Source organism: Streptomyces sp. NPDC002499, from assembly GCF_053595415.1.
This window is the reverse complement of sequence record NZ_JBSFXO010000016.1, coordinates 97,528-123,154: the sequence shown is the minus strand read 5'-3', so window position 1 is coordinate 123,154 and position 25,627 is coordinate 97,528. Positions and strand designations below refer to the sequence as shown.

Sequence of the window (25,627 nt, the reverse complement as noted above, 5' to 3'; positions counted from 1 at the left end):
TCCGGTGCTGCGCCTGGTGGGCGCCACATGGCCGTCAGATTTGAAGACTGGACCAAGCGCAATGTGTTCCTAACGGTGCTGACATTTGCGGCAGTGCTAATCTCCTCGCTCATCACCCTATTTTCAACGGTAGTTGAGCTCAAAGGCTGGTATGAGTCGCGTTTTGAGTGGAAAGAGGCAGAGTATGAGAAACTGACCTCTTTGCATGCGGGCTATAGCTTCGCGACTTTCAGGGAGAAGCTAGGCGCTCCACTATTTGTGGAACCAGTGCAAGGTAAGAATCTAACGGAGAATATCTTCGAGGGTAGGGGATACTGGGTCGACGTCGTTACGGATAAATCGGGAACTGCACTGTCCTATGCAGTCACGGCTTGCAATATTGACTTCCGCCCAAAATTCTCCCCGATGATGGGCTCCTTTAATCGGTCGCCTTCAGGTCGCCTAGATGTGACCTTAAATCGAGACCCTATGGCCAAGGATTCGGTACGTAGCTTCGGCATGTTGAAGGTCTACATTTCAGGAGCCACGTCAAACAGTTACGCCTTTCAAGTGATTCCGCCCTCTAATCCGTCAAACTATAAATCGTACGGGTGGGGGTTGAATGACGCCTGTTCTTGGCATTCGAATCGCCCCGGCGATATCACCGACTCGTGGCTGAAATGGCAAGATGCTCATCTGTTGAGCAAGCCCTACTTGTCGATGGATGAACTCTCGAATTCTCTGCGCCTGTTAATGAAGAAGTCGATTGTAAACACGTACATGGAATTGGCTCCTCATGTAGAGGAGTCTGACGTATTTCCATGGCAAATCGGTGTTGATCGGATCCTTACTCGCACTGTTGATCAACAGTGAATGAAGTCAGGGCGCGCAGCCTCGGAGCAACCAGTGGGTCCCAGGTGACGTCGCTGAGCAGGGTCGAATCTGCGGCTGGTTCAACAAGGCTGGCCCATGGATATCCCACAACAGCCAGGGCTGCTGAGTTAGGAGTTTAACCAATCCTGGAGGCGCCGTGATGCACGATGGCGCCGCTCAGTGGAACTCTTGCGGCTGGTCGATGGGGCCGATGCTGTTCAACTTTTCCGATGTCAGTAACAGTTTTCAAGATTCAACATGGTGCGCTGCGCTAGATTGCTGCGCAGACAAATAGACTAGGAATTTCCGCAATTGGGTTCAGGGCGTGTCGTAGTCACATCGCGTTGAGGAAACTCTGCGACGACTTCTCCTGAGTTTAGACGCTGTCCCAGATTTTTGGCTGCCATCCCAAAACCTTCGAGGGAACTCAACTCGCGAAGTGTGGTTCCTCGTGCCCACTTGGACCCCTGGGCGTCTTCGAACACTAACGCTGTCGATAGCGGTTGTTCAACGTCGACATCTGTATGCTTTTCGAGCAGGCTGAAAACCGCGTGCAGGGTCTTCCTGGTAAACACCATCTGGGTGCAAGGGGGCAAGCTGGCCGAGGTGTACTCGGCTTTCACCTCATGCACCTTCAGACTAGATTTTTCGGCGGGGATCGGGCTTGACGGCCAGTCGGGGAACGTGAACCTAACCGTCAGTTGATAGATTGCATCAGATGACCGATTACTGACGATGGCAACCTCCCCCTTGTTGGGTTGGCTGTTGGTATACCAGAAACCAACCTGCAACGCCTGCGACCGATGCTCGCGTTCGTTTTGATCTTCATTGATTTTCTGTTGGTCGCGCAGAGCAAGACCTGTGTAGTAGGTAGCAAGGGCCGAAACGGCCAGCCCAATCACCGCTGCGATGGCTGAGGCAAAGGTGCCCCACGATGAGAGCCAGGCGGCCCGGCGCTCTGTCGGATCGGGGGGCGGCGTTGAAGCAGCCCGAGTCGCCGAGCGAATCGCCACGCTGCGAACGATTGACGTCCTCCAACGCGGCGAGCGGGCTGGCCTGGTGGTGCTGGGTTGCACTCGTTGCTGCTTGACCATCCGCGTCCGTGCCCGCTGAAGCCGTGCGTGAGTCCCGGATGTCCTTGCTTGTGGACGCCGCGATGTCATACCGCCCCCTCGCTTTAAGGGGCATTATGCGGGACTCCGGGCGCTTCCGGCTGACCAACTGATCCGGACAAGTGCTCATACTCGGCGCCTTACTTGGCGCACTTCCTGCCTCAACGGATCAAGAAATACCCCGTCTTGCCCGAGGTCCAGGCTTGGGTGGTAACCCATATGGGCGGGGTCTGTGACCTTAGGGGTTCGTCGTAGGCTGCTGTAGATCGACTGTCGCTGTCGGTTCTCGTCGCGTGGCCTCGGACGGCCCAGGGAGGGCCCGGGTGCGACCACGGCGGTGTTGGCTGATCTGGCTCCGAGCTAGCTCCTGTACGGCAGACTGCTTGATCGTGGATGCCGGATTCGCAGCAGTCTTGGGTGCTCTTGCTGGCGCCGCCGCGACCACGGGGGCGGGTCTTGTCACCGGGTGGGCTGCTCGCCAGCAGACCCGGACCACAGCGCGGGTGGAACACCGAAAGCTGCTCATGGAACCGAGGCGACAGGCCTACCGCCAGTTCATCGCTGCAGCGATGGCGTTCCTTGAACACCACGAACTTGTCATTACTACGCGCCGGGTAGACGCAGCCTTCGCCGACGAAGCTGCCCGGCTCGCTGAAGCTGTCAAAGAGGGTTGGGTAAGCGTGGCACTAGCAGGCCCGAAAGACGCTGAGAAGTGGGCCGCAGCGTTCCGGAAAGAGTGCAGGGAACATGCCAGAGCGCTGGCGTACTTCACTGACCCAACAGCCAACACCCCGGACGACCACTGGCCCGAGCTGTACGGGACATGGATGGAGCTTGGGGACCGCATGAGTGCCTTCATTAGTGCGGTCCAGCTCACGCTCGACGACGATGGGAGCGTCTGACTCCGAAGCCGAGTTCCGCCGGCTTCCTTGGCCCGAAGCGTCTTGGCGGCGCGCTTGGCCTTGGGTCCGCGTACCTCTTGCTGTGATTGTCCGTAGACGTGCGCCGCTGTCTGCAGGCATTGTGGCACTGTGTGATATTCAAGCTGTTGCCAGGCTGTCAGACCTCACGGCTGGAACAAGCAGCCCCGAGCGACAGCTGCGTCTCGCAGCCTACGGCCGATCTGCCTCCGCTGCCCCTTGGATGAGACTGATGTGAAGTCCACAGAAGCGTGATCGGGCTGGGAGGTCGCTTTAGCGTCATCTATGGCAGTAAGGCTCTCGCTCTGTATTTCTGCCACTGTTATCCCAAAGGTGCCGACCGAGATTCGGCCTTGCTCCTCTGTCCAGCGACGGTAGGCCTCCTCGGCGCCAACTCTCTCCCGCAATGTGGATAGCAATCCCTTATCCCTCTCTGAAGGAACAAAGGCTTCTTTTGAAGGACACCCATTTGGGTATTGTGTCGGATGGACCTGCCGCAGAAGAGTTTCACCCTCGTCTTGAAGAATGGAGGTATCAGGAGACTGGTTCACTTCATACTCCCATTCTCAAGGAAGCGCGTAAGCAGTCTCTCGTCAAACTCTGACTGCCTCTCTTGCAGATCGTCGGTCATGGTATTGTCCGCGCACAAAAACAGTTGATCATCTGGTTCGATGGCGGCAGTCATTTCAATGTCGCCGCGTCGCCACTCCAGGAGGATCGCTCCCTCGGTATTAGGGATAATGGCGACCTCTAGCCCTAGTGTCGCCAGCCTGGGAATTATCCGCTCAATTCGATCGGAAATTACATTGCTGGGGGCCTGACTGTCTGGACCTAGCCATCCGTCTGTAAGGTCTCGGATGCTGCGAAGCTGGGAGAGTAGAGCCTTCTCCTCAATCGAGCGAATAGCCGTAATGTCCGTGACGCTGTAGAGCGATACGTTCCTCTGCGAGGCGTCGGGAGTCTCCCCTTCAACGTGCACATCAGGAGCCGTGATGCCGTCCGTTGCCAGGAATTCCTTGGCTGTTGTTGCAAGGTCATGCCGGTCGTGGTCCAGCCTGCATGTGGAAACACCCGTGGCCGTCTTGAGTCGAAAGCTCAGAGATGAACCGTCATACTCGACGATTACGCCTTCAAGTTGAACCGGTTGCGGCGTGGGTGCAAGCTCCTCGATTTCCTCAAGGATTTCGCGCACTGCGAGGTCAATGGTCGCTCGGCGGGAATCTTGCTGTGGATCACCCAAGATGATCGCTTCGGAATCTTGAAGACTGGAGCCGACTCGCCTAATGGCCCTCATCGAATCGGCCGAGAAATGCATGGGAGGTTGCCGAGTTCGCGCAATATCTTGCAATGAATCGGTTAGTGCGTCGCGCGCCCGTGTGTAAATATCCGACCATTCATCCCAGTCGGCGTCGCTGGTTCTCCCCGATGAGCGATGGAGGACCATTCTAGGTCTGGCACTCCCGCTCGTTACGGCGATGAGACGCAAGTCGAAGGCCTCGTTAAAGCCATTGGGCAACCGACGTCGGTCCGGATTACTCTCCAGCCACAGATCACGCGCCACTTTGAGGACGGCTTCGCGGAAGTTGCCGACTTCACGAGCAGTGTCAGCCGGCATCCCCGGAGCGTCAAAGCGGTCGCCAGTTAGTGAGAAAAACGCGAAGTACTCTTCTTCGCTGTCATTCATGATCGACTCCGTCCCCCACTCGCCCCTCCTGGAGGGAGACATCTGAAGTTATCAGGCACCACTGACAACACCCCCCTGTCAGTACTGTCCACCAAACACAGCCCTCTCAGCAAGACGGTCAGCGCAACCAAATGGATCAACGGCAGACGTGCGAGCGCGAGAGATCGGCGGAACGGCTTTGGGCTGGAGCTACTTTGGGGCGAGTGATCATGGCCCCGAAAGCTTCCGGCGCGTCGGGCAGTCTGTGGACCTGCCCGTTAAAGCACGACGTTGGGGCCATGATCTTAGAGGCTCGCCCCAAGGTGGCTGCCTAAAGCCGTGGAGCCGACCGCCCCAGCCATAGAGGGTTTCTCCCGCTCTTGGCCCGCATGCACGGAGCGCGTCGTCAAGGCGGCCCGTGCCCGCGCAGTGCGCGGGCCTTGATGACGTAGAGCAAGTCTGAGCCAACCGAGGCTCAGTTACAGCCTGAAGGACAACTCCAGGTCGTCGCCGGGGAGGTGGAATTCCTCCAGGGCAAGCGGCTTGCCTCCCTCTGCGAGCGTCACGCGGATGACGTGCAGGAGCGGGACGCCTTCAGGCAAGCGGAGGGTCTGGGCCTGGTCTGGGAGGGGCATGCGGGTGCGGACGTACTCCGTGAAGTTGAGTTCGTGGCCTAGCTCGGCAAGCGCCGCGTAGAGCTCCGGTGCCGGCGGCGGAGCCTCCTCCTCGTACCTCGTGCCGATCAGGACAGAGAACGGCACGTACGTGCGGTGGAGTTGGCGGAGGCGGCCGTGGTCGGCGGTCTGCAACGCGTCGTACGTGAACATTGGCTCGCCCGGCGGGATGCGGAGGAGATCCGCCAATGGCAGGGGGGCGTCCGTGCGGGTGGCTACCGGGGGCTCGGCGTTCGTCCACTGGATGCCGTCGGCCTCCATGTACCTGCCGTCGGGGGCCAGACGTACGCCCCGCGGGCGCGTGAGGCTTGGGCGGCCCTGTGGTGAGCGGGCGAATGTGCCTCGGCCCATGATCGCCTCGACCAGGCCGGATGCACGTAGCTCCGTGAGGCCCTGACGGACTGTGGGGCGCGTCACGCCGAACTGCTTTGCCAACGCCTCCTCGGAGGGGAGCGGTTGGCCGGCGGGGAAGGTGCCGTTCAGGATGCCTTCGCGCAGGTAGTCGGCGATCTGCCGATACTTCGGCTGCGTGTTCTTCGGCGGCATGCGGGCCCTCCGTGGCCGTGATCGCCTTTCGGCTGTGCGTCTGCGTGGACAGTTCGTTCACGTGCGTAGACAGACTCCCCCATCACAAGACGGTTGACAACCCGTACTACGGGTCGCACTCTGGACTCCAGTCACCCGTACTACGGGTGGTCTAGCAACCCGAAGGGTCAGCCTTCGGGTGCCAGAGATGAGGAGTTCAGATCAGTGGCAAGCCTTCCGATCGACACCGCGAAGTTCACGGGGATCATCTGTGCCGTACCCCCGGCTCCGCGGGTTGCGAATCGTGAGACCGGTCAGCTTCGCGTTGACCGGGACACCGGAAAGACCGTGTACCAGGTCGGTCTTTGCCTGATGGCTGGGTCATCGGCGGACGTGGTGAACGTGAGCGTCGCCGGTGAGCCGGCCGGTGTGCAGCTCGGTATGCCCGTGGCCGTACGGGACTTGGTCGCCACGCCCTGGGAGAACGACGGGCGGCACGGGATTGCGTTCCGTGCGGCGGAGATCCGGCCCCTGAGCGCTCCGGCGGGGAAGGGGGCCGGGCAGTGATGGCCTTGGCCTCCTCCACCTCCTCGGCCGGTGCGGTCTGGCCGAGTTGGGCTCTGGTGGTGGCCGCAATGCTGGTGTCGGGTCTGCTTCTCGCAGGCCCGGCCCTGCGCCGCCGCTACCCCGTGGCCTGGTGGCTGTTACTCGGCTTCCCGGTCACGGTCGTCCAAGTGATGCGCACCTGGCGGCCGTTGATGGCCGGGTGCGGACTCGCCGTGAGCCGTCGGCCGGCGCTGACCGTGGTGGCCGGGCTCGTCGGCAACGGGGCACCTCCGCCTCAGCCGCGCGTGCCTCGGCACGGGTTCATACGTCCGACAGGCGGCGGATTCTGGCTGCTGGTGCGGTTGTTACCGGGTCAGGTGCCCGAGGATTTCGTCAAGGCGGCGCCCGCTATGGCAGAGGACTGGCAGGTCCATGGGGTGCGGGTTACCTCCTGGAAGCCGGGGGTCGTACGGATCGCCGCCTCGGTGGCCGATCCACTGGCCGCTCCGCGACTGCCGAAACAGCGCGGGCCCGCTCAGCTGCTCCGAGTTGCTGTGGGCGTGCTGGAGACCGGTGCCGGTTGGGTCATCGACCTGCGTCGTGTGCCGCACTGGCTGATCGTGGGTGCCACCCGGTCCGGCAAGTCGACGTTGATCAACGCACTCGTAGCGGGCCTGGCTCCGCAACCCGTGGCGCTGGTTGGTATCGACTGCAAGGGCGGCATGGAACTGTCGCTCTACGAACCACGGTTGTCGGCTCTCGCGACCAATCGAGAGCAAGCGGTGCGGCTCCTGGCGGCGCTCGTCGACCTGACGCTCGACCGCATGACCGTCTGTCGGGCGGCTCGCGTGCGCAACATCTGGGGACTCCCGGAGGCGGAGCGTCCCGTCCCCGTCGTCGTGATCGTCGACGAGATCGCGGAACTGTTCCTTGTTGCGAGCCGTAGCGAGAAGGACGAAGCACACGCGGCCGGCACGGCGTTGATCCGACTGGCCCAACTCGGGGCTGCGCTCGGGGTGTTCCTCGTCGTGGCCGGCCAGCGAGTGGGATCCGACCTGGGGCCGGGCGTCACGGCACTGCGTGCCCAACTCGGCGGACGTGTGTGCCACAGGGTGGCCGATCCCGGTACGGCGGAAATGGCGCTCGGGGACCTCAATCCCGATGCCCTCAAGGCTGCGCAAGCCATTACTCCTGAGCAGGCCGGTACGGCCGTCCTGGCCTCCGGCGACGGTTGGGAACGCGCCCGCTCGCACCTTGTCACCGAGGCGGACGCGGAAGTTATCGCGGCCGAGTACGCGCACCTCACCCCGTTCCTGCCCGAGCTGTTCGCCGAGGCCAAGTGAGAGGGGGCTGTCGTGCTGGTTTCCATGTCGGCCGTGGTGCTGCTCGGCCTGTGTATCTGGTTCCTGCTGCGCATCCGATACCTGCGCTGGGCGGACACCCTGCTCTGCGGAACCTTCGGCTTCCTGGTGGCAAAGACCGTGGCCGCGCCGGTGGTTCAGGCGGCCCTTGTCGCCGTCAGCGGCTTCCTCGGTCAGCTCCGCTTCTGAAGCGACCTCACCTGATCTCCGAACCACAGAGAGGTGGGCGAGCCATGCCCAAGTACGAGTACGAAGTCCGCTCCGGTGACCGTGCCGCGTTCCTCGCCGGCCTTCGTGAGCTGGTCGACTTCCTGACCGCCAACCCCGCCGTTCTCGTCCCGCGACATGCGTCGTTCGGCGTCTTCGTCGACGCCTCCGACCCTGCCGCTCGTAGGGAGGGCGCGGAACATGTCGCCGCGCCGCTCGGTGTGTCCGTCGAGGACATCGGTCAGGGCTACTTCGACGCACGCCGTGTCTTCGGACCGATCGCGTACAGCGTCGTCGCGATACCGCCCGAGGAACGGCCGTGATCGCCCGTACGAAGGGCTCCCGACGGGGCGCGAAGTCGCCAAACCCGACCCCGTCAGGAACCCACTCCAACCGCCACGTGAGCAGTGAAAGGAGCACCCACACTTTGTCCACTGCGCATCATTCGCGCAAATCTCCGCTGCCCGACTGCGACTTGAGAGGAGACGGCCCGGCCGTCTCGACTTGCGCGGGGGCCGAACGCATCGTCCTCGTCGGACTCGACGGCACAGAGCAGCACCTGTGCCCGGCGCATGCCGCCGCGGTCTGGCTGACGGATCCGACGCTCCGGTTCAGCGCCAAGACACGACCGGAAGGGATCTCCGCCGTGATGTCGGCGGCGTTCGGCGGGGGCGGTGGTCGACGATGACCACGACCCTGCCGAAAGGCGCTGCCGCTCTGGTCGCCAGGGCGACGGACCCCGAGTTCGCCGCTTGGCGTCGCAACATCGTCCGTCTATCAGGCTGCACCAATCCGATTCACCTGGTCGGTACGGCGACTGTCTTCGACACGACTACGGGCGCGGCTCTGCTGTCGTACGGGTCGGACGTCTACGGCGGTCGCCTGCTCACCGCATGCGGCAATCGACGGTCGAGGGTCTGCCCGGCATGCTCGGCGTTGTATCGGGCGGACACGTACCAACTCATTCGGGCCGGCCTCGTCGGCGGCAAGAACGTCTCGGAAGCGGTGAGCGGGCACCCTCGGGTGTTCGCCACCCTCACCGCTCCCGGCTTTGGTCCGGTTCACACCCGTCGGGAGCGCGATGGTCGGGTGCGGGCCTGCCGTCCTCGACGTGTGGGGGAGTGCTGCTCGCATGGGGTTCCCGTGGGGTGCCATGAGCGGCACGCGACGGATGACCTGTGCCTCGGTGAACCGCTGTGCCCGCGTTGCTACGACTATGCCGGGGCCGTGCTCTGGCAGGCGCACGCGGGGCGGCTCTGGCATCGGTTCGGGCTGGAGTTGCGGCGGGAAGTCGCGCGACGGGTCGGGTTGTTGCGCTCGGAGTTCGCGGAGGTCGCGCGACTGTCGTACGCGAAGGTCGCTGAGTACCAGCGGCGGGGCCTGGTCCACTTCCATGCCGTGATCCGTCTCGACGGGCCCGATGGACCTGACTCGGCTCCGCCGGCCTGGGCGACCGTGCCACTCCTGACAGATGCCGTGCGTGCTGTCGTCGGTCGGGTGCGGCTAGCGGCTCCGGGCGCAGGAGTTGTGGGGCCTCGCGTGCTGCGCTTCGGCGATCAGGTCGACGTGCGGCCGGTCGCCTCGTTCCGCGCTGACGCGGGGGAGCGGGTGCCCTTGGCGGCGGTGGCCGGCTACATCGCCAAGTACGCCACGAAGGGAGCGGAGTCAGCCGGCGCGGTGGATGGCCGGATCCTCGGGGCGCGGGACATGGTCATGTTGCCGGTGCGGGCGCATGTGCTCCGCATGATCGGTACGTGCTGGTGGCTTGGAGGGCTGCCGCCGTTCGCGTCCCTCGGGCTGCGTCGGTGGGCGCACATGTTGGGCTACGGCGGCCATTTCTCCAGCAAGTCGCGTCGCTACTCCACCACGCTCACCGCGCTGCGGACTGCTCGTGCGGAACACCGCGCCGAGGAGCAGCGGGCGGCGCTCGGACTTGCTGACCGACAGACCGTCACGGTCGGGCAGTGGCGCTATGCCGGGCGTGGCTACTCGCCGGAGGCGGCGTTGCTGGCGGCTTCCGTTCGTGAGGGTGGTGGTCTGCATGGTGCGTGAGAAGGCGGCTGAACTGCTCACCGTGCGGCAGGTACTCGACGAACTGGGCGGCATCTCCCGGCGAACCTTCTACCGCTGGCGGGAGCTGCGCACCGCGCCAGCCTGCATCCGCTTACCCAATGGGGAGCTCCGGGTCCGTCGGAAAACGCTCGACGAGTGGTTGGAAGAGCGTGCAGAGGGGGCCGCGTCGTGAAGTCGTACAAGGTCGTCATCTGGAAGCTCAGCATCAATCGCTCTGCCAAGAAGCCGACGTACCTGGTTCGTTGGTCCGTGGGTGGCGAGCCGTTCCACGAGTCGCACAAGACGAAGGCGCTGGCAGACCGCTTCAGGGCCAAGCTCCTCCGCGCCGCTGACAAAGGCGAACCGTTCGATACGGTGACCGGCCTGCCGGACTCACTCCGCGGAGGTAAGGCGGCGCTGTCGTTCCTCGACCTGGCGTTGAAGTACGTGGACGCGCGTTGGGCGGAAGCGTCAGCCAAGCAACGGGACAGCATGACCGATGCTCTGGCGACAGTCGTCCCTCTCCTCGTCAAGCCGTGGAGGGGGCGGCCCACTCCCGAGACGCTCCGGCGGGCGCTGCGCTCGTATGTCCTGCCGGTTCCCCGCCGGGAACGGGAGCGGCCAGAGGAGATCGCGGCGGCTGTGCGGTGGATCGAAAAGGCCTCGCTCCCCGTGGGGGAGTTGCAGGAGATCGCCCGAGTGCATGAGCTGATCGACGGGTTGGGCCGGAAGCTGGACGGCAAGCCCGCGGCGACTCAGACGTACCGGCGACGCAGGGCTGTGGTCTTCAACGCCCTTGAATACGCGGTGGAGTTGGAGCACTTGCAGTCCAATCCGCTGAGCCGGGTGCGGCGTAAGCGCGGCAAGCGTGCGGTGCAGGAGGTCGACCGCCGTGTGGTGGTCAATCCTCGACAGGCGCGGGAGCTGCTGATCGCCCTTACCTACGTGGGCGGTTACGACCGCGCGAGTGGCCGGCGGCTGCGGGGGTTCTTCGGTTGCCTGTATTACGCGGCCATGCGACCGGGGGAGGCGCTTGGGCTACGTCGATCCGACTGCACACTTCCCGCGTCCGGCTGGGGACGCATCGAGCTGGCGGAGACCCGCCCTACGGCTGGGAAGGTGTGGACGGACTCCGGGGAGGCGCACGATCGGCGCGGCCTGAAGCAACGGGCCCGCGGTGAAGTGCGCATCGTGCCGATACCGCCTCCGCTGGTTCGGCTTCTCCGAGAGCACTTGAAGGAGTTCGGTACAGCGAAGGACGGCCGACTGTTCTCCAGCGAGCGGGGCAACGTGATCGCTGCCTCGTCGTACTCCCGAGCGTGGAAACAGGCTCGGGAACTGGCGCTCGTACCGCATCAGGTGTCATCGGTGCTGGTCTTCCGGCCGTACGACCTCCGACACGCGGGCGTCTCCCAGTGGCTCAACTCCGGTGTACCCGCTCCGGAAGTGGCGGCCCGTGCTGGTCACTCCGTCGACGTCTTGTTGAAGATCTACGCCAAGTGCATCGACGGCCAAGAGCAAGAAATGAACGACCGGATCTTGAAGGGTCTGGGGGAGGTGGATGCCGTCGAAGAGTGAAGCGGCGGATGTGACCGTCCTACGCGAGCCCCGGAGAGATCCGGGGCTTTCGTCGTCCTCGAACGCCACACCGGGCGCATGAGCTCCCTGACAGGGGGGTGGCTCGCAATCAGGCGGGAACCGCAATGGCGATTCGTTCCGTTTGACCCTCCCACGTGACCCAAAGATGCGTCGGCATCCGCGTTGTGCCTGTTCGGTAGATCAAGAACTCACGTGCTGCTCCAGGAACAAGATCCACATTGTTGACTCGGTTACGGAAACTGAATTCTCGATCTTGGGTGGTGATGCCCGGTGCGTCGTGAATTCGCAGCCCTCGTGCCTCGGCCCCACCGACGTTGCGAAGACGCAAGCGACCGCTGTTCCCGGAGCGCTCGATCCGTAACTCGACCTGTGGTTCTGCTGCTCTGCGTCGTTCCTCTGCTTCCTGCTGTTGAAGGGTGAGTGACCCCTCCGCGGCGTTTGCCGACCGTTCTGCGGCATCCGAGGAACGTTGCGCCTCCAGCGCGGCTCTCCGTGACACTTCGGCTGACTGCTCGGAAGCCCGAGCGGAACGGACGCCGAGTCGGTAGCTGATCGCCACTGACACGATCGATACCACCAGGCCTGACCAACCCGGCACGTCGCCTATGTCCATGGCTGGACGATACTGATGGAGTCCACATGGGTGAGCCAAAATCTGTGCTGATCCGGGAGGTTGGGATCGGTCCGTGGCCTGCGGAAAGTACCGCGAAGATCATTACGTCGTCATTACGTGATCACTGGCAAACAGCTGCTCTCAGCGGCATCCGCCTGCACACACGCGAAGACCCCGCACTCAGCGAACGCGCTGATGGCGGGGTCTTTAGGCACCTAATCCAAGGTGCCCCCGGCAGGATTCGAACCTGCGCACACGGCTCCGGAGGCCGTTGCTCTATCCCCTGAGCTACGGGGGCGTGTCGGCGGCGCGGTGTGCGCGGCGACGGGTTGAACACTACCAGCTCCCCCGGGGTGTTCATGAACGGGTTTCTCGGGGTCGAGGCGCCGCCCCGCGTCGGTCGAACAGGGTGGACCCGCCTCCGTCGAACGGAGTGGACCCGCATCCGTCGCACCGGGTGGCCCGCGTCGCTCGCACGGGGTGGAAGTGGGGAAAACCCGGACGCGGTGGCCGGTCCGGACCTACTCTCGAGTTGTGCCAGGCGCGTCGGGCCGGGTTCTTGTTGTGGACGACAACAAGGTCATCCGGCAGTTGATCAGGGTCAATCTCGAGCTTGAGGGTCTCGAGGTCGTGACCGCGGCCGATGGTGCCGAGTGTCTGGATGTCATTCATCAAGTGCGGCCCGATGTGGTCACCCTGGATGTGGTCATGCCCCGGTTGGACGGGCTGAGGACTGCCGCCCGGCTGCGTTCCGACCCGCGTACCCGTGAGTTGCCGCTCGCCATCGTCAGCGCCTGTACTCAGTACGAGGTCGAGAGTGGCCTCGACGTCGGCGTCGACGCCTTTCTTGCCAAGCCCTTCGAACCCGCCGAACTCGTACGCCTCGTACAGGAGTTGATCGAGCGGAAGCGGAGTGGGCGGAGCGGGTGGGACGGGTCGAGCGAGTCGGATGGGGGAGACCCGGTCGGTGGGGGTGGAGGGCTGGGGAGCACCTTCGGGGCCGTCGGCGAGGCCGAGCGCGCGAGTAGCTAGAGGTCGAGTGCTCCAGTAAGCAGTTGGTGGTCCGGCTCCGGCCAGTAGTTAGCGGTTGAGTGGGCGGCGCGCTGGGTTCGTTGGCGTTGTCGGTTCAGCGGTGAGTCCGTCGACGTCCGAGCCGCCGCAGGTCTCCCCCTTGCGCGACCCACCCCGCGTTCAGATCCCAGCACCCAACCCAAACCGACTCCCTCACCCGACCCACCCCGTCCTCCCTCCCCCACCCACCCCCGTCCACATCCCGGGACCCCACCCAATCCGGCTCGCCTACCCACCCCCCTCCTCCCATACGCTTGTCCCGTGACCCCCGTCGAGCTCTCCCGTACCGTGCTGCGCGCGGTGCGTCGTGCTGTTGACGAGGGGGAACTGGAGGTGGCGGTGCCGGAGCGGGCCGTGGTGACCGTTCCTGGGCCAGGGGGCTGTGGCGACTACGCCACGAACATCGCCCTGCAGCTCGCCCGCCCCGCAGGGCAGCCGCCCCGGCGTGTGGCCGAGATCCTGCGGCCGCATCTCGTCGAGGTGGCCGGCGTCGCCGATGTCGTCGTCACCGGGCCCGGCTTCATCAACATCAGCTTGCGGGACGCGGCGGACGGCGCGGCCGCCCTCGTCGAGGAGATTCTGCGGGCGGGCCCGCGGTACGGACACGGGGACGCCCTCGCCGGCCAGGTCGTCGAGTTGCGCATTCCGTACGACGTCCGTGCCGAGGTCGTCGCCGACGCGATCGTGCGGATCGTTGCCGCGCAGGGCGGCCGGGTCGAGGTCGACCATGGTGAACCCGTCAATCTCCGGCCCGTTCCCGCGCCCGAGGACCCCGCCCCGCTCGGCCCCGACGCCGCCCGTTGGGCCCTCCTCCACCCCGCCGCTCACGACCGGCCCCGCATCACCGCCGACCACCTGGTCCAGCGCGCGAGCAACCCCCTCTTCCGGGTCCGTTACGCCTACGCCCGCACCCGCGCCCTCACCCGCAACGCCGCGGCCCTCGGCTTCACGGCCGACCCCGGGGCCATCTCCACCGCCCTCGACGTCGACGCCGAGGCACCGGGCAGCGCCCCCATTTCCGGCGAGGCGCCTCCTTCTCTCACCGCAGACTCGATCGCCGCTGCTCCTGAGACTGAGGCCGCCACCTTCGCCACCGCGCCCACCCCTGCCGACGGCGCGCCGCTTCCCTTCGCCCCCGACTCGATCGCCGCCGCCCCTGAGCCAGAAGCCCCCACCTCCGCCGCCACGCCCACCGCCGCCGACGGCGCGCCGCTTCCCCCCGCCCCCGACTCGATCGCCGCCGCCCGTGAGCCAGAGGCCCCCACCTCCGCCACCGCACCCACCCCCGCCGACGGCGCGCCGCTTCCTCTCACCCCCGGCGCCATCACCGCCGCCCCCGGCACCCTTCACTCCACCCCCGTCACCCCCCACCCCAGCACCACTCCCACCCCCGTCACCCCTCACCCCACCACCCCTCCCTCCCTCGCCCCCCTCCTCCCCCCAACCCCCTCCCTCCTCGCCCCCCTCCTCACCGCCCTCGCCACCCACCCCCCCACCCTCACCCGCGCCGCCACCCACCGCGCCCCCGATCGTCTCGCCCGGCATCTCGTCACCGTCGCCGATGCCACGCTCGCCTTTCTCCCCACCGTGCTGCCGTTCGGTGACGAGAAACCCTCGGCCGCCCATCGCGCCCGGCTCGCGCTCGCCGAAGCCGCCGGGGCGGTGCTTGCCGGTGGCCTGTCCCTGCTCGGCATCGACGCACCTGATCACCTCTGAGAGCCACGAGAGAGCCACACAGCCATGAGCCGTTCCGCACACCCCGCCGGGCCCCGCCACGCCGACGTCCTGCCCGAGGGCCACTACGCCGCCCCGCCCACCGACCTCAACGCCCTCGACTCCAAGGTCTGGGCGCAGACGGTCACCCGGGACGAGGACGGTGTCGTCACCGTCGGCGGCAGGGACGTCAAGTCGTTGGCCGAGGAGTTCGGTACCCCGGCCTACGTCGTCGACGAGGCCGACTTCCGGGCCCGGGCGCGGGCCTGGCGCAGCGCCTTCGGGCATGACGCCGACGTCTTCTACGCCGGCAAGGCGTTCCTGTCCCGTGCCGTCGTGCGGTGGCTCGACGAGGAGGGGCTCAACCTCGACGTCTGCTCCGGCGGCGAGCTCGCCACCGCCCTCTCCGCCGGCATGCCCGCCGACCGCATCGCCTTCCACGGCAACAACAAGTCCACCGAGGAGATCGAGCGGGCCATCCGCTCCGGTGTCGGGCGGATCGTTCTCGACTCCTTCCAGGAGATCGTCCGCGTCGCCCACATCGCGCAGTCCCTCGGCAAGCGGCAGCGCGTGCAGATCCGTATCACCGTGGGGGTGGAGGCGCACACGCACGAGTTCATCGCCACCGCCCACGAGGATCAGAAGTTCGGGATCCCGCTCGCGGGCGGGCAGGCCGCCGAAGCCGTGCGGCGCGCTCTTCAGTTGGACGGGCTTGAGCTGATCGGGATCCACTCCCACATCGGGTCGCAGATCTTCGACATGTCCGGATTCGAAGTCGCTGCCCATCGCGTGGTCGGGCTGCTCAAGGACATTCGCGACGAGCACGGGGTCGAGCTTCCCGAGATCGACCTCGGGGGTGGGCTCGGCATCGCCTACACCAGCGACGACGACCCCCGCGAGCCGCACGAGATCGCCAAGGCGCTCACCGAGATCGTCACCCGCGAGTGCGACTCCGCCAAGTTGCGGACTCCTCGGATTTCCGTCGAGCCCGGACGCGCCATCGTCGGACCCACCGCCTTCACGCTCTACGAGGTCGGCACCATCAAGCCCCTCGACGGGCTGCGGACGTACGTGTCGGTCGACGGAGGCATGTCCGACAACATCCGGACCGCGCTCTACGACGCCGAGTACAGCGTCGCTCTCGTCTCCCGCACCTCCGACGCCGGGCCCATGCTCGCCCGGGTCGTCGGCAAGCACTGCGAGAGCGGGGACATCGTGGTCAAGGACGCGTTCCTGCCGGCCGACCTGGCACCGGGTGACCTCATCGCCGTACCCGCCACCGGTGCGTACTGCCGGTCCATGGCCAGCAACTACAACCATGTGCTCCGCCCGCCGGTCGTCGCCGTCAACGAAGGCGAGGCGCGGGTCATCGTGCGGCGCGAGACGGAGGAGGACCTGCTGCGGCTCGACGTCGGATGAGCAGGGAGGGCCCAGAAGTCCAGAGGCCCAGCGGTCCAGCGGTCCAGCGGTCCAAGGGAGATCCGGAGCGGAAGATCTTCGGTTTTCCGGGGCCGCGGAAATGAAATCAATGTCTCACGATCCGGACAAAGGACAGAAACTCCCGTCCGGTGCGTGAGACTGTTCCCACCGTAGACGGTATGAGGAAACGAGGTCGGATGATGCGTACGCGTCCGCTGAAGGTGGCGCTGCTGGGCTGTGGAGTGGTCGGCTCAGAGGTGGCGCGCATCATGACGACGCACGCCGACGACCTGGCTCAGAGGATCGGTGCTCCGCTGGAGCTGGCGGGGGTCGCTGTACGGCGGCCCTCGAAGGTTCGCGACGGGATCGACCCGAGTCTTGTCACCACGGACGCCACCGCCCTCGTCAAGCGTGGGGACATTGATGTCGTGGTCGAGGTGATCGGGGGGATCGAGCCCGCTCGTTCTCTGATCACCACCGCTTTCGAGCACGGCGCCTCCGTCGTCTCCGCCAACAAGGCGCTGCTCGCCCAGGACGGCGCCGCCCTGCACGCGGCGGCCCAGGAGGCCGACAAGGACCTCTACTACGAGGCCGCCGTCGCCGGCGCCATTCCGCTGATCCGGCCGCTGCGCGAGTCCCTCGCCGGCGACAAGGTCAATCGGGTCCTCGGGATCGTCAATGGGACGACCAACTTCATCCTCGACAAGATGGACTCCACGGGGGCGGGGTACCAGGAAGCCCTCGATGAGGCGACCGCGCTCGGGTACGCCGAGGCCGATCCCACCGCCGATGTCGAGGGCTTCGACGCCGCCGCCAAGGCCGCCATCCTCGCCGGCATCGCCTTCCACACGCGCGTGCGTCTCGACGACGTCTACCGCGAGGGCATGACCGAGGTGACCTCGGCCGACTTCGCCTCCGCCAGGAACATGGGCTGCACCATCAAACTGCTCGCCATCTGCGAGCGCGCGCAGGACGGCGGGTCCGTCACCGCGCGCGTGCACCCCGCGATGATCCCGCTGAGCCACCCCCTCGCCTCCGTGCGCGGCGCCTACAACGCCGTGTTCGTCGAGTCCGACGCGGCCGGGCAGCTCATGTTCTACGGTCCCGGCGCGGGTGGTTCCCCGACCGCCTCCGCCGTGCTCGGCGATCTCGTCGCCGTGTGCCGCAACCGGCTCAACGGCACTACGGGGCCAGGGGAGTCGGCGTACGCGGCCCTGACCGTGTCGCCCATGGGCGATGTCGTCACGCGCTACCACATCAGCCTCGACGTCGCCGACAAACCGGGCGTCCTGGCGCAGGTGGCGACCGTGTTCGCCGAGCACGGTGTCTCGATCGACACCGTGCGCCAGCACGGTCGACAAGACGGAGACGGCGAGGCCTCTCTCGTCGTCGTCACCCATCGCGCGTCCGACGCCTCCCTCACCGGGACCGTCGAGGCGTTGCGCAAGCTCGACACCGTGCGGGGTGTCGCCAGCATCATGCGGGTTGAAGGAGAGTAACCAGCAATGACCCACCAGTGGCGCGGAATCATCGAGGAGTACCGGGACCGGCTTCCGGTGTCCGACAGCACGGAGGTCGTCTCCCTCCGCGAGGGCGGTACGCCCCTCGTGCCCGCGCAGGTGCTCTCCGAGCGCACCGGCTGCGAGGTCCACCTCAAGGTGGAGGGTGCCAACCCCACCGGGTCCTTCAAGGACCGCGGTATGACCATGGCCATCACGCGGGCCAAGGAGGAGGGCGCGCAGGCCGTCATCTGCGCCTCCACCGGCAACACGTCCGCGTCCGCCGCCGCCTACGCGGTGCGCGCCGGGATGGTCTGTGCCGTCCTCGTTCCGCAGGGAAAGATCGCGCTCGGCAAGATGGGCCAGGCCCTCGTGCACGGCGCGAAGATCCTCCAGGTCGACGGCAACTTCGACGACTGCCTCACCCTCGCGCGCGAGTTGAGCGACAACTACCCGGTGGCACTGGTCAATTCGGTCAACCCGGTGCGCATCGAGGGGCAGAAGACAGCCGCCTTCGAGATCGTCGACATGCTCGGCGACGCGCCCGACATCCACGTCCTCCCGGTCGGCAACGCGGGCAACATCACCGCGTACTGGAAGGGGTACAAGGAGTACGCCGCCGACGGCATCGCCGCCAAGTCGCCCCGCATGTGGGGCTTCCAGGCGTCCGGCTCGGCGCCCATCGTGCGCGGCGAGATCGTCAAGGACCCCTCGACCATCGCGACCGCGATCCGCATCGGCAACCCGGCCTCCTGGCAGTACGCGCTGGCCGCGCGGGACGAGTCCGGCGGCGCCATCGACGAGGTGACGGACCGTGAGATCCTGCGCGCCTACCGGCTGTTGGCCGCGCAGGAGGGCGTTTTCGTCGAGCCCGCGTCGGCCGCTTCGGTCGCCGGTCTGCTGAAGGCGGCCGAGCAGGGCAAGGTCGACCCGGGCCAGACCATCGTGTGCACCGTCACCGGCAACGGCCTCAAGGACCCCGACTGGGCCGTCGCCGGCGCCCCGCAGCCGGTCACCGTCCCGGTCGACGCGGCGACGGCGGCCGAGCGTCTCGGGCTCGCGTAACTCCGTACGACCGCCCGTCACTCCGTACAACCGGCGGGCGCCAGGGGGTTTCCCGCGTGGGGGTGCACAGGGGGCTTACGACACGCATCGTGCGCCTCCTGTGCGCCCTATGTCGCCACAGAACCTTCCTTCGATAGGCTGTACCGAACCCGCCCGATGCATATGCCTCCACGCATGGAGCATGTGGGCGGTGCCGCGCCGTCTCCGCGGCCCGGAGACGGCCCCAGGGGATTCCCCGTGGGTTCCCCGTACGCATCGAACTCCATCGAATGTCTTCGACAGTCACGCAGCTCAAGGAGAGTCATCGAGCGATGGCCGGTCCAGCCTTCCGCGCCGCCGCCGTCAGGGTGCGCGTCCCCGCCACCAGCGCCAACCTCGGCCCGGGCTTCGACGCCCTGGGCCTCGCGCTGGGGCTCTACGACGACGTGGTCGTCCGGGTGGCCGACTCCGGGCTGCACATCGACATCGCGGGCGAGGGCAGCGAGACGCTGCCCCGCGACGAGAACCACCTTCTGGTACGCGCGCTGCGCACCGCCTTCGACCTGCTCGGCGGACAGCCGCGCGGCCTGGAGATCGTGTGCGCCAACCGCATTCCGCACGGACGCGGCCTCGGTTCCTCCTCCGCCGCGATCTGCGCCGGCATTGTCGCCGCGCGCGCCGTGACCATAGGCGGCGAAGCACGGCTCGACGACATCGCCCTGTTGGAGCTCGCGACCGAGATCGAGGGCCATCCCGACAATGTGGCGGCCTGTCTGCTCGGCGGATTCACGCTCTCCTGGATGGAGTCCGGCGCCGCCCGCGCCATTTCCATGGAGCCCGCCCATTCCATCGTTCCGGTGGTTTTCGTGCCCGGAAAGCCGGTGCTCACGGAGACCGCGCGCGGTCTGCTTCCGCGCACCGTGCCGCACGTCGACGCCGCCGCCAACGCGGGCCGTGCCGCGCTGCTCGTCGAGGCCCTCACCAGGCGCCCCGAGCTGCTGCTGGCCGCCACCGAAGACCGGCTCCACCAGGAATATCGCGCTCCGGCCATGCCGGAGAGCGCCGCTCTGGTGGAGCGGCTGCGGGCCGACGGAGTCCCGGCAGTCATCTCCGGAGCAGGACCCACCGTGCTCGCGCTCGTCGACGGGGACAGCGCGGACAAGGTGGCCCATCTGGCGGGCGAGGGGTGGGCCGCCAACCGGCTCGACCTCGACGCCCAGGGCGCGTGCGTACTGCCGCTCGCGGCCTCCGGAGACATCTAGGAGTGCACGGTTGCCGGATTTCGAGAGGGGGAATGTTTGTTGGATCCGGTAGTGTTAATCTCAAGTCTGCACCCGACCCCACCATGGCGAGGTGCTTGTTGTCCCCGTCAGGGACAGACATTCTTCCGGGAGCCTCCCAAGCCGCACTGTGTTCCGTACGACGTACGTGGGCAGTACCTCGTACGCGGGCGCTGAGCGACTTGCCGGGCACGCTCCGGAATCGGTGCTACCGAGCCACGTGACACTGAAACACCCGGTGCCGCGCCCAGGCTCAGGCAAGTGCCATCCCAGAAATTCCCTCCGCCTGCATTGGCGGACCACCGCCCCGGCACGGTCCACACAGCAAGGACCACTGCCGGACAGCACAACCGGTCGCCGAGCCAGAAGGCCGACGTCCGCTCCAGGGAAGGACCCTTCGTGAGCGACACCACCGATCTGATGGGCGCACGTGTCGAGGAGACCGCTGCCGCGCCCGCCACGGACGCCTCCGCGCCTGCCACCGGTGCCGGCTCCCGGCGGCGCCGCGGTACCGGCCTCGACGGCATGGTGCTGGCCGAGCTGCAGCAGGTCGCCTCGGGCCTCGGTATCAGGGGCACCGCGCGTATGCGCAAGAGCCAGCTGATCGAGGTCATCAAGGAGGCGCAGGCCGGGGGCGCCCCGGCGAAGGCTGCCTCTTCCCCCGCCGGGGAGACCGCCGAGACCAAGCCCAAGCGCCGCGCCACCTCCAAGGCCCGTACGGGCGACGAGGCCGCGCCCGCCGCCGAGAAGGCGGTCGCCGAGGCTCCCGCCGAGAAGGCCGTGGCCCAGCAGCAGATCGAGATTCCCGGTCAGCCCGCCTCCGACGACGCCCCCGCTGAGCGCCGTCGTCGCCGTGCCACGGCCGAAGCCGGCAGCCCGGAGACCGTAGTCGCCGAGGCGAAGAGCGAGTCGAAGGCCGAGACGCCCGTCCAGGCGCAGTCGCAGGGCGAGGCCAAGGGCGACGCCGACGCGGACGGCCGTCAGGGCCGCCGTGACCGTCGCGACCGCGGTGAGCGCGGTGACCGCACCGACCGTGACCGCGGCGGACGCGACCGCGACCGTCGTGGCAACAAGGGCGACGAGCAGCAGGGCGGCCAGGGCGCCGGCCAGGGCCAGCCGCGCCAGGAGCGCCAGGACCGCGGGGACCGTCAGCAGCAGGGCGGCGGCGCACGCCAGGACCGCCAGCAGCGGGACAACGGCCCCCAGGACGACGACGACTTCGAGGGCGGCCGGCGCGGCCGTCGTGGTCGCTACCGGGACCGGCGCGGTCGCCGCGGCCGTGACGAGATCGGTGGCACGAGCGAGCCGCAGGTCTCCGACGACGACGTCCTGATCCCCGTCGCGGGCATCCTCGACATCCTCGACAACTACGCGTTCATCCGGACCTCCGGCTACCTGCCGGGCCCGAACGACGTGTACGTCTCCCTCGCCCAGGTCCGCAAGAACGGCCTGCGCAAGGGCGACCACGTCACCGGCGCGGTCCGTCAGCCCAAGGAAGGCGAGCGCCGCGAGAAGTTCAACGCGCTCGTCCGCCTCGACTCCGTCAACGGCATGGCGCCCGAACACGGCCGCGGCCGCCCGGAGTTCAACAAGCTCACGCCGCTCTACCCGCAGGACCGCCTCCGCCTGGAGACGGACCCGGGTGTCCTCACCACGCGCATCATCGACCTGGTGTCGCCGATCGGTAAGGGTCAGCGCGGTCTGATCGTGGCCCCGCCGAAGACCGGCAAGACCATGATCATGCAGGCGATCGCCAACGCGATCACGCACAACAACCCCGAGTGCCACCTGATGGTCGTCCTGGTCGACGAGCGTCCGGAAGAGGTCACCGACATGCAGCGGTCGGTGAAGGGCGAGGTCATCTCCTCGACCTTCGACCGTCCCGCCGAGGACCACACCACGGTCGCCGAGCTCGCCATCGAGCGCGCGAAGCGGCTGGTGGAGCTGGGCCACGACGTCGTCGTCCTGCTCGACTCGATCACGCGTCTGGGCCGTGCGTACAACCTCGCCGCGCCCGCCTCCGGCCGCATTCTGTCCGGTGGTGTCGACTCGACCGCGCTGTACCCGCCGAAGCGGTTCTTCGGTGCGGCGCGGAACATCGAGGACGGCGGTTCGCTGACGATCCTGGCCACGGCGCTGGTGGACACCGGGTCGCGCATGGACGAGGTCATCTTCGAGGAGTTCAAGGGCACGGGTAACGCCGAGCTGAAGCTCGACCGGAAGCTCGCCGACAAGAGGATCTTCCCGGCCGTTGATGTCGACGCGTCCGGTACTCGTAAGGAAGAGATCCTGCTCGGCAGCGACGAGTTGGCGATCACCTGGAAGCTTCGTCGGGTGCTGCATGCGCTTGATCAGCAGCAGGCGATCGAGCTGCTGCTGGACAAGATGAGGCAGACGAAGTCGAACGCGGAGTTCTTGCTGCAGATTCAGAAGACGACGCCTACTCCTGGTAACGGTGACTAGGTAGTTCGTCGGCTGCCGGCCGAATGTGGCTGGTCGCGCAGTTCCCCGCGCCCCTGGCGGCGATCAGGTCGGCCCCCGTCCATATGTGACGGGGGTCGACCTTTTTTCGTGCGAGATCTTTGCCACAGGCGGCTCGGTCGGTGGTGATTTTCGGCGAGGCGCGGTTGTGCGGCTAAAGCCCAGGTCAGGGACGTAGGAGCCCTCGTGATCGTTACGCAGTGTGTCTAAGTTTGTTCATATTGGGCACAGGGCGTTGTGCAACTCTTTGTCGAGTTTCGCCGTCTGACCGGACGGGAGCGACGATGGAGCTGTAGCCGAGATTCGAGGAGCACATGTCCGCCGACGACACGACCGAGACCGACGCCACAGGACCGCGTCACCGCAAGACCCGCGACAAGCGTCGTAAGGGTCTGGTCGTGACGGCCTGGGTCGCCGCGGGCATCGTCGTGCTCGGCGGTACCGGGGCCGGCTACCTGTACTTCAAGCTCAACGGCAACATCAAGAGCGTCAACATCGACCAGGCCCTGGGCAGCGCCCGGCCGACGAAGGTCGACAACGGCTCCGAGAACATCCTCGTGCTGGGCTCCGACTCCCGCTCCGGCACCAACAAGAAGCTCGGCGGCGGCACGGACGACGGCAGTGCCCGTTCGGACACCGCGATGATCGTGCACGTCTACAAGGGCCACAAGAAGGCCAGCGTGGTCTCCATACCCCGCGACACCCTCATCGACCGGCCCGAGTGCACCGACACCAAGGGCGGTACGCACGACGCGGCGTCCGGCGTCATGTTCAACTCCGCGTACACCACGGGTGGCGCGGCCTGCGCGGTGAAGACCGTCGAGTCCCTCACCGGTATCCGCATGGACCACTACCTGGAAGTCGACTTCAGCGGCTTCGAGAAGCTCATCGACGAGCTCGGCGGGGTCCCGGTCACCACGACCAAGAACATCAGCGACCCCGACAGCCACCTGAACCTGAAGGCCGGCACGCACACGCTCAACGGCGAGCAGGCCCTGGGCCTGGTCCGCACCCGGCACGGCGTCGGCGACGGCTCCGACCTCGGCCGCATCCAGCTCCAGCAGGCCTTCATCAAGGCGCTGGTCAACCAGGTCAAGCACATCGGCGTCTTCACCAGCCCGAAGAAGCTCTACGACCTCGCCAACACCGCCACCAGCGCCGTGACGACCGACTCCGACCTCGGCTCGGTCAACTCCCTGATGTCCTTCGCCAACGGCCTCAAGACCATCAGTTCCAAGAACATGACCATGGTCACGATGCCGGTCCAGTACGACCCGGCCAACCCCAACCGCGTCATCGTCGAGAAGTCCAAGGCCCAGCTGGTCTGGACGGCTCTGAAGAACGACCAGGCGATCCCGAAGGCGGCCACGAAGGGCACGGCAACGGGGGAGGCCAAGGGCGTAGTCAGCGCCCCGTAAGGGGCGCGGGGAACTGCGCGCTCAGCCCCCACCGGGCCCGCAGGGAATAGACCACACCCGCCCCCGGTTTTGGGGGATGGCCCCAGTCCTGGCAGACTGGTACGTCGGCCCCGGTTCACGCCCCGCAAACCCGCGGAGCGACCCGGTGCCCTCCCGAAACTAGGAGACACCTTGAAGCGCGAGATCCACCCCGAGTACGTCGAGACCCAGGTCAGCTGCACCTGTGGCGCGTCGTTCACCACCCGCAGCACGATCACGAGCGGCAACATCCGCGCCGAGGTCTGCTCCGAGTGCCACCCGTTCTACACGGGCAAGCAGAAGATCCTCGACACCGGTGGCCGCGTGGCCCGCTTCGAGGCCCGCTTCGGCAAGGCTGCGGCCGGCTCCAAGAAGTAGCGAGCTCCATTCCGCCGGTCCACGGCCGCGCCCTCCACAGGCGCGCCGGGACCGGCGTTTTTGGTCGCCCGCCTTCCCTCTTCTTACGTAGTTCAGGAGCCCAAGATGTTCGAGGCCGTCGAGGAACTCGTCGCCGAGCACGCCAACCTGGAGACGAAGCTCGCCGATCCGTCGGTCCACGCCGACCAGGCCAACGCGCGCAAGCTGAACAAGCGCTACGCCGAGCTCACCCCGATCGTCGCCACGTACCGCTCCTGGAAGCAGACCGGCGACGACATGGAGACCGCGCGCGAACTGGCCGCCGACGACCCGGACTTCGCGGCCGAGGTCAAGGAGCTGGACAAGCAGCGCGACGAACTCACCGAGAAGCTGCGCCTGCTGCTCGTACCGCGTGACCCCAACGACGACAAGGACGTGATCCTTGAGGTCAAGGCGGGGGCCGGCGGTGACGAGTCCGCGCTGTTCGCCGGTGATCTGCTGCGCATGTACCTGCGCTACGCCGAGCGCGTGGGGTGGAAGACCGAGATCATCGACGCCACCGAGTCCGAGCTGGGCGGCTACAAGGACGTCCAGGTCGCCGTGAAGACCAAGGGCGGCAACGGCGCCACCGAGCCCGGTCAGGGCGTGTGGGCCCGGCTGAAGTACGAGGGTGGCGTGCACCGCGTGCAGCGGGTGCCGGCGACCGAGTCCCAGGGGCGCATCCACACCAGCGCGGCCGGTGTCCTCGTCACCCCCGAAGCGGAGGAGGTCGACGTCGAGATCAATCCGAACGACCTCCGCATCGACGTCTACCGCTCCTCGGGACCCGGCGGGCAGTCCGTCAACACGACCGACTCCGCGGTGCGCATCACGCACATTCCCACCGGAGTCGTCGCCTCCTGCCAGAACGAGAAGAGCCAGCTGCAGAACAAGGAGCAGGCGATGCGTATCCTGCGCTCCAGGCTGCTCGCCGCGGCGCAGGAGGAGGCGGAGAAGGAAGCCGCCGACGCCCGCCGCAGTCAGGTCCGCACCGTCGACCGCTCCGAGAAGATCCGCACGTACAACTTCCCGGAGAACCGCATCTCCGACCACCGCGTCGGCTTCAAGTCGTACAACCTGGACCAGGTCCTGGACGGCGACCTCGACGCGGTGATCCAGGCCTGCGTCGACGCGGACTCCGCGGCGAAGCTGGCAGCCGCGTAA

22 protein-coding genes and 1 tRNA gene are annotated in these 25,627 nt (G+C 66.6%); 19 read left to right on the top strand and 4 right to left on the bottom strand.

All coding sequences use genetic code 11. The features are described from left to right. On the top strand, positions 1 to 852 hold an 852-nt coding region (locus ACWD5F_RS39300; protein ID WP_451261041.1), incomplete at its 5' end, for a hypothetical protein. Positions 853 to 1,148: 296 nt separating this feature from the next. On the opposite strand, the gene ACWD5F_RS39295 is transcribed toward ACWD5F_RS39300, so the two are convergent. Then, positions 1,149 to 1,865 (bottom strand): hypothetical protein, encoded by a 717-nt coding sequence (locus tag ACWD5F_RS39295; protein WP_451261040.1) that lies wholly within the window; start codon positions 1,863 to 1,865, stop codon positions 1,149 to 1,151. Positions 1,866 to 2,347: 482 nt separating this feature from the next. Between ACWD5F_RS39295 and ACWD5F_RS39290 the strand changes: the two genes are divergently transcribed. After that, the gene (locus ACWD5F_RS39290) at positions 2,348 to 2,866 is read left to right on the top strand and encodes a hypothetical protein (protein WP_451261039.1); all 519 of its coding nucleotides are present in this window, start codon (positions 2,348 to 2,350) and stop codon (positions 2,864 to 2,866) included. Between the two features lie 565 nt (positions 2,867 to 3,431). On the opposite strand, the gene ACWD5F_RS39285 is transcribed toward ACWD5F_RS39290, so the two are convergent. Continuing rightward, on the bottom strand, positions 3,432 to 4,568 hold the full coding sequence (locus ACWD5F_RS39285; protein ID WP_451261038.1) for a hypothetical protein: 1,137 nt from the start codon (positions 4,566 to 4,568) through the stop codon (positions 3,432 to 3,434). A gap of 458 nt (positions 4,569 to 5,026) precedes the next feature. Then, a complete protein-coding gene (locus ACWD5F_RS39280) occupies positions 5,027 to 5,767 on the bottom strand; it encodes a GntR family transcriptional regulator (protein ID WP_451261037.1) in 741 nt (246 codons plus the stop codon). Positions 5,768 to 5,971: 204 nt separating this feature from the next. Between ACWD5F_RS39280 and ACWD5F_RS39275 the strand changes: the two genes are divergently transcribed. From ACWD5F_RS39275 to ACWD5F_RS39245, 7 genes are all read left to right on the top strand, one after another. Then, positions 5,972 to 6,313, top strand: a complete 342-nt coding sequence (locus ACWD5F_RS39275; protein ID WP_123997749.1) for an SCO3933 family regulatory protein — start codon at positions 5,972 to 5,974, stop codon at positions 6,311 to 6,313. Then, complete coding sequence (locus ACWD5F_RS39270) at positions 6,313 to 7,635, top strand: FtsK/SpoIIIE domain-containing protein (RefSeq protein WP_451261036.1); 1,323 nt, start codon at positions 6,313 to 6,315, stop codon at positions 7,633 to 7,635. Before ACWD5F_RS39275 ends, ACWD5F_RS39270 begins: the two co-directional genes overlap by 1 nt. A 12-nt stretch (positions 7,636 to 7,647) precedes the next feature. Next, on the top strand, positions 7,648 to 7,842 hold the full coding sequence (locus tag ACWD5F_RS39265; protein ID WP_123997747.1) for a hypothetical protein: 195 nt from the start codon (positions 7,648 to 7,650) through the stop codon (positions 7,840 to 7,842). A gap of 44 nt (positions 7,843 to 7,886) precedes the next feature. Continuing rightward, a complete protein-coding gene (locus ACWD5F_RS39260; RefSeq protein WP_451261035.1) occupies positions 7,887 to 8,183 on the top strand; it encodes a hypothetical protein in 297 nt (98 codons plus the stop codon). Positions 8,184 to 8,544: 361 nt separating this feature from the next. After that, positions 8,545 to 9,912, top strand: a complete 1,368-nt coding sequence (locus tag ACWD5F_RS39255; RefSeq protein WP_451261034.1) for a replication initiator — start codon at positions 8,545 to 8,547, stop codon at positions 9,910 to 9,912. Continuing rightward, positions 9,902 to 10,105 carry a helix-turn-helix transcriptional regulator gene (locus ACWD5F_RS39250; RefSeq protein WP_451261033.1) on the top strand — a complete coding sequence of 68 codons (204 nt, stop codon included), beginning with the start codon at positions 9,902 to 9,904 and terminating at the stop codon, positions 10,103 to 10,105. Before ACWD5F_RS39255 ends, ACWD5F_RS39250 begins: the two co-directional genes overlap by 11 nt. After that, positions 10,102 to 11,490, top strand: a complete 1,389-nt coding sequence (locus ACWD5F_RS39245; RefSeq protein ID WP_451261032.1) for a tyrosine-type recombinase/integrase — start codon at positions 10,102 to 10,104, stop codon at positions 11,488 to 11,490. Before ACWD5F_RS39250 ends, ACWD5F_RS39245 begins: the two co-directional genes overlap by 4 nt. Before the next feature lie 860 nt (positions 11,491 to 12,350). Here ACWD5F_RS39245 and ACWD5F_RS39240 read toward each other — a convergent pair. Beyond that, a tRNA-Arg gene (locus ACWD5F_RS39240) sits at positions 12,351 to 12,422 on the bottom strand. 236 nt (positions 12,423 to 12,658) lie between these two features. On the opposite strand from ACWD5F_RS39240, the gene ACWD5F_RS39235 reads away from it, so the two are divergent. From ACWD5F_RS39235 to prfA, 10 genes are all read left to right on the top strand, one after another. Then, entirely contained in the window at positions 12,659 to 13,156 is a 498-nt protein-coding gene (locus tag ACWD5F_RS39235) for a response regulator (RefSeq protein WP_451261031.1), read from the top strand. A gap of 300 nt (positions 13,157 to 13,456) precedes the next feature. Next, complete coding sequence (gene nrtL / locus ACWD5F_RS39230) at positions 13,457 to 14,911, top strand: ArgS-related anticodon-binding protein NrtL (protein ID WP_451261030.1); 1,455 nt, start codon at positions 13,457 to 13,459, stop codon at positions 14,909 to 14,911. A 24-nt stretch (positions 14,912 to 14,935) separates the two neighbouring features. Further along, positions 14,936 to 16,327, top strand: coding sequence for a diaminopimelate decarboxylase (lysA, locus tag ACWD5F_RS39225; protein WP_451261029.1), 1,392 nt, complete (start codon positions 14,936 to 14,938; stop codon positions 16,325 to 16,327). Between the two features lie 200 nt (positions 16,328 to 16,527). Then, entirely contained in the window at positions 16,528 to 17,826 is a 1,299-nt protein-coding gene (locus ACWD5F_RS39220; RefSeq protein WP_123999264.1) for a homoserine dehydrogenase, read from the top strand. A 6-nt stretch (positions 17,827 to 17,832) separates the two neighbouring features. Further along, positions 17,833 to 18,891, top strand: coding sequence for a threonine synthase (thrC, locus tag ACWD5F_RS39215; protein ID WP_401728871.1), 1,059 nt, complete (start codon positions 17,833 to 17,835; stop codon positions 18,889 to 18,891). Between the two features lie 311 nt (positions 18,892 to 19,202). Continuing rightward, the gene (gene thrB / locus ACWD5F_RS39210) at positions 19,203 to 20,132 is read left to right on the top strand and encodes a homoserine kinase (RefSeq protein WP_123997739.1); all 930 of its coding nucleotides are present in this window, start codon (positions 19,203 to 19,205) and stop codon (positions 20,130 to 20,132) included. A 417-nt stretch (positions 20,133 to 20,549) separates the two neighbouring features. Then, on the top strand, positions 20,550 to 22,613 hold the full coding sequence (gene rho, locus ACWD5F_RS39205) for a transcription termination factor Rho (protein WP_451261028.1): 2,064 nt from the start codon (positions 20,550 to 20,552) through the stop codon (positions 22,611 to 22,613). Between the two features lie 332 nt (positions 22,614 to 22,945). Then, positions 22,946 to 24,049, top strand: coding sequence for an LCP family protein (locus tag ACWD5F_RS39200; RefSeq protein WP_451261027.1), 1,104 nt, complete (start codon positions 22,946 to 22,948; stop codon positions 24,047 to 24,049). 171 nt (positions 24,050 to 24,220) lie between these two features. Continuing rightward, positions 24,221 to 24,445 (top strand): 50S ribosomal protein L31, encoded by a 225-nt coding sequence (gene rpmE, locus ACWD5F_RS39195; protein ID WP_266772584.1) that lies wholly within the window; start codon positions 24,221 to 24,223, stop codon positions 24,443 to 24,445. Positions 24,446 to 24,550: 105 nt separating this feature from the next. Then, complete coding sequence (prfA, locus tag ACWD5F_RS39190; RefSeq protein ID WP_401728865.1) at positions 24,551 to 25,627, top strand: peptide chain release factor 1; 1,077 nt, start codon at positions 24,551 to 24,553, stop codon at positions 25,625 to 25,627.

Coding starts and splice junctions, on each gene's coding strand:
- ACWD5F_RS39285 (WP_451261038.1), bottom strand. CDS start 4,568: ATGAATGACAGCGAAGAAGAGTACTTCGCGTTTTTCTCACTAACTGGC.
- ACWD5F_RS39280 (WP_451261037.1), bottom strand. CDS start 5,767: ATGCCGCCGAAGAACACGCAGCCGAAGTATCGGCAGATCGCCGACTAC.
- ACWD5F_RS39270 (WP_451261036.1), top strand. CDS start 6,313: ATGGCCTTGGCCTCCTCCACCTCCTCGGCCGGTGCGGTCTGGCCGAGT.
- ACWD5F_RS39260 (WP_451261035.1), top strand. CDS start 7,887: ATGCCCAAGTACGAGTACGAAGTCCGCTCCGGTGACCGTGCCGCGTTC.
- ACWD5F_RS39255 (WP_451261034.1), top strand. CDS start 8,545: ATGACCACGACCCTGCCGAAAGGCGCTGCCGCTCTGGTCGCCAGGGCG.
- ACWD5F_RS39250 (WP_451261033.1), top strand. CDS start 9,902: ATGGTGCGTGAGAAGGCGGCTGAACTGCTCACCGTGCGGCAGGTACTC.
- lysA (WP_451261029.1), top strand. CDS start 14,936: ATGAGCCGTTCCGCACACCCCGCCGGGCCCCGCCACGCCGACGTCCTG.
- ACWD5F_RS39220 (WP_123999264.1), top strand. CDS start 16,528: ATGCGTACGCGTCCGCTGAAGGTGGCGCTGCTGGGCTGTGGAGTGGTC.
- thrC (WP_401728871.1), top strand. CDS start 17,833: ATGACCCACCAGTGGCGCGGAATCATCGAGGAGTACCGGGACCGGCTT.
- thrB (WP_123997739.1), top strand. CDS start 19,203: ATGGCCGGTCCAGCCTTCCGCGCCGCCGCCGTCAGGGTGCGCGTCCCC.
- ACWD5F_RS39200 (WP_451261027.1), top strand. CDS start 22,946: ATGTCCGCCGACGACACGACCGAGACCGACGCCACAGGACCGCGTCAC.
- prfA (WP_401728865.1), top strand. CDS start 24,551: ATGTTCGAGGCCGTCGAGGAACTCGTCGCCGAGCACGCCAACCTGGAG.